Genomic DNA, 3,016 nt, shown 5'->3' on the forward strand with positions numbered 1-3,016 from the left:
TCCCCTAAAATAGTACAGCAAAAAAGTAGAAAATTCTCTATGATAAAAGTAAAGAGGATTTAATGATGAAAAAAATGACTGAATATCAAATCGTCGCTATTTTAAAAGAAGCAGAGGCAGGTGTACCCGTTAAAGAGTTGTGCCGTAAATATGGCATGGGTAATTCAACTTTCTATAAATGGCGAGAAAAATACAGCGGAATGGAAATTTCAGACATCAAACGTCTAAAAGAACTCGAAGCGGAAAACCGCAAGCTTGAGCAGATGTTTGCCGAACTGAGCTTAAAATCCCAGCTTCAGGAAGAAATCATAAAAAAGCTTTAGTGCCCACCAAGGCACGTAAAACGTGAGCACAGCAACTACAAAAAAAATCATTCGGTTACTATTGCTATGAGTTGTGCCATTGTTGGCTTAAGCCGTTGTGCTTACTATTATCAAGCTAAGTTACAGGATGATTCGGTGATTGTTTCGGTGTTGAATGCTATCACAGACCGGCATTTACGTTGGGGCTTTCCTAAGTGTTTTAATCGAATCAGAAAACTGGGATATCGTTGGAATCATAAACGTGTTTATCGGGTGTATTGTGAGTTAAAACTGAATCTTAAAACAAAACGAAAACAACGAATTCCACCTCGGGAGCCAGAAAAGTTATTGGCTCCCAATAAACAAGGTGAATGTTGGTCAATGGATTTTATGAGTGACAGTAGTCGTAATCAACGTCGCTTTAGGACATTCAATGTCATCGATGACTTTAATCGTGAGGCGTTAGGTATTGATATTGCAGTAAGCTTACCAGCAGGAAGGATTACCCGTTACTTAGATAAACTGGACGAATATCATGGATATCCATTAAAAATACGGGTCGATAATGGGCCAGAATTTACAGGAAAAACCTTTACCAACTGGGCTAAATTACATGGTATAACCATTGATTATATCCAGCCCGGTAGCCCTTATCAAAATGGCTATATTGAACGATTTAATCGTACCTATCGTACTGAAGTACTCGATTTATATCTATTTAATAATCTAGAACAAGCAAGAAAGGTAACCGAAGAATGGCTAACCATTTATAACACCGAAAGACTGCATGAGGAGTTAAATAACATGACATCGATTGAATACAAAACACTAAAACAGGGTGGCTTAATTTTCTACGTGAGTTGTGTACTAAGTTTGGGGGTATTTACACTATAATTCCAATAAAACAAAAATCTAATAAAACATTAACATCAAAACACTAAACAATAATCCAATATCAAATCTCAATCAAACAAAAACCAAAACAAACGGTATAGACTCCTGAATTATTTTTACAAAACGAAGTTGTAATTATCCTTTAACTTACGCTTTAAAGGCAATGCCAAATTTAGCCGAGAGCGAGAAAATGCGGACGGCAGTGCTTGGACAGAAAGCGTGATTGATGCCAAAAACAAACTCACCATCAAAACGGGCAACGACACTAACCTCATAGGCGGCTAATTAAAAGGCAACACAGTCAACATGGATGTGGGTAACAACTTAAACATCCAATCACTGCAAGATACGGATCACTACAATACCAATTATAAGCGGGTTCGCCGACATTGAGCTAATGGCTAGATGTCACCAGCACAATACCAAAATCAGTATTACCTTAATAACGCATTTATAGCGGCTAGTACAGTCTGATATTTTGGTGAGGATTAGTGATTATTAGGTTAAGTTGATATAAACGCTGATATAAAAGACAGGACAAGCGCCCTATCTTTTATTTATCTATTTATTCTAGTGCTTTACCTTTTGTTTCAGGTATTAAAAAGACAAATGCAGCTGCTGATAATAAGTAAGCCGCTGAAAGTAATGCAAGTGCATAGCTAGTTGAGTATATTTCGGCTAAATAAGCGATAAGCACTTGGGATATTCCCGCGATACCTCGCCCAACATTGAAGATAATATTTTCGGCGCTTGAGCGTGCATCAGTTGGATAATGTTCAGCAAGCAATGCACCGTATCCGCCCATCATGCCATTGACAAAAAAGCCAATGACTGAGCCAAATATGATTAATATCAACATATCCGTTTGATGGAAATAGAACCAAATCGAAACAGCTGAAATGAATAAAAATAGGATATAAGAAGGGCGACGACCAAATTTATCACATAACCAGCCAAAAATTAAGATCCCTAATGACATGCCAATGGTGGTTGAAATGGTCCAAAACATGGTGTTTTTAAACGGTAATTTGAGTTCTGTTGCAATCATATTTGGCATCCAAACCATCAGCCCATAAAAGCCGAAGTTTTGTACAGCACAAGCAATGGTTAATCCTAGTGTTGTTGCTGTGGTTCGTGGAGTTTTAAATAATTTACCTATAGCAATTTGGTTTTTGTTTTGGTTTTTTAGATTTTGCCATATTTCTGGCTCTTTTAATCCATTACGTGTCCATGCAACAAATAGAGCAGGTAGTACCCCTATGGCAAACGCCCAGCGCCAACCATAAACTTCACCAATAAAGTTTACCGTTAGTGCAGCCAAAATGATACCGACTTGAAAGCCTAATGCCACAATTGATGTGGCTCTTGAACGTTTATGTTTAGGCCAGCTTTCAGAAACTAAGGTCATACCAATGCCGAATTCGCCACCAAGTCCAAGTCCACTTAAAAAACGGAATATCAAAAAACATTCATAGTTAGGTGAAATTGCACATAACCCAGTAAAGAGGGAGAATATCAAAATTGTCCATGAAAAGACTTTTACTCGTCCATATTTATCTGCAAGCACCCCAAATAAAATACCACCCAATACTGCGCCAAGTAAGGTTACTGATGTTAAAGTTCCTAAATCTGTTTTTGTTAGGTTAAAACTGACTGAAATTAGGTTAAAGCAGACGGCTAAAATCATCATATCCATGCCATCCAGTGCATAACCTACTGTGGATGCAAAAAGTGTTTTCTTTTGATATGGGGTTGTGTGTTCACTTTCAGCTTGCGTGGCGAAGTCTACGTCAGGTTTCATGTTTACCTCTAGTTATTAA

At 37.7% G+C, this 3,016-nt stretch carries 2 protein-coding genes and 2 pseudogenes; 3 read left to right on the top strand and 1 reads right to left on the bottom strand.

All coding sequences use genetic code 11. The annotated features are described in order from the left end of the window. Window positions 1-65 precede the first annotated feature (65 nt). The 3 genes and pseudogenes from A9G30_RS01050 to A9G30_RS13505 form a co-directional block, all read left to right on the top strand. Window positions 66-323 (top strand): transposase, encoded by a 258-nt coding sequence (locus A9G30_RS01050; RefSeq protein WP_176700817.1) that lies wholly within the window; start codon window positions 66-68, stop codon window positions 321-323. A 57-nt stretch (window positions 324-380) separates the two neighbouring features. Further along, a pseudogene (locus A9G30_RS01055) lies at window positions 381-1,196 on the top strand (IS3 family transposase); the annotation flags it as partial. Between the two features lie 162 nt (window positions 1,197-1,358). Next, window positions 1,359-1,589: pseudogene (locus A9G30_RS13505) on the top strand (hemagglutinin repeat-containing protein); the annotation flags it as partial. Window positions 1,590-1,761: 172 nt separating this feature from the next. Here the strand turns inward: A9G30_RS13505 and A9G30_RS01060 are convergent. Further along, the gene (locus A9G30_RS01060; RefSeq protein ID WP_065587783.1) at window positions 1,762-2,997 is read right to left on the bottom strand and encodes an MFS transporter; all 1,236 of its coding nucleotides are present in this window, start codon (window positions 2,995-2,997) and stop codon (window positions 1,762-1,764) included. Between the last annotated feature and the right edge of the window lie 19 nt (window positions 2,998-3,016).

Source organism: Gilliamella sp. Fer4-1, assembly GCF_001690515.1.
Classification (GTDB): domain Bacteria; phylum Pseudomonadota; class Gammaproteobacteria; order Enterobacterales; family Orbaceae; genus Gilliamella; species Gilliamella apicola_C.

Bases quoted from the DNA above. Each gene is read 5' to 3' on its own strand.
- A9G30_RS01050 (WP_176700817.1), top strand. From the start codon at position 66: ATGAAAAAAATGACTGAATATCAAATCGTCGCTATTTTAAAAGAAGCA.
- A9G30_RS01060 (WP_065587783.1), bottom strand. From the start codon at position 2,997: ATGAAACCTGACGTAGACTTCGCCACGCAAGCTGAAAGTGAACACACA.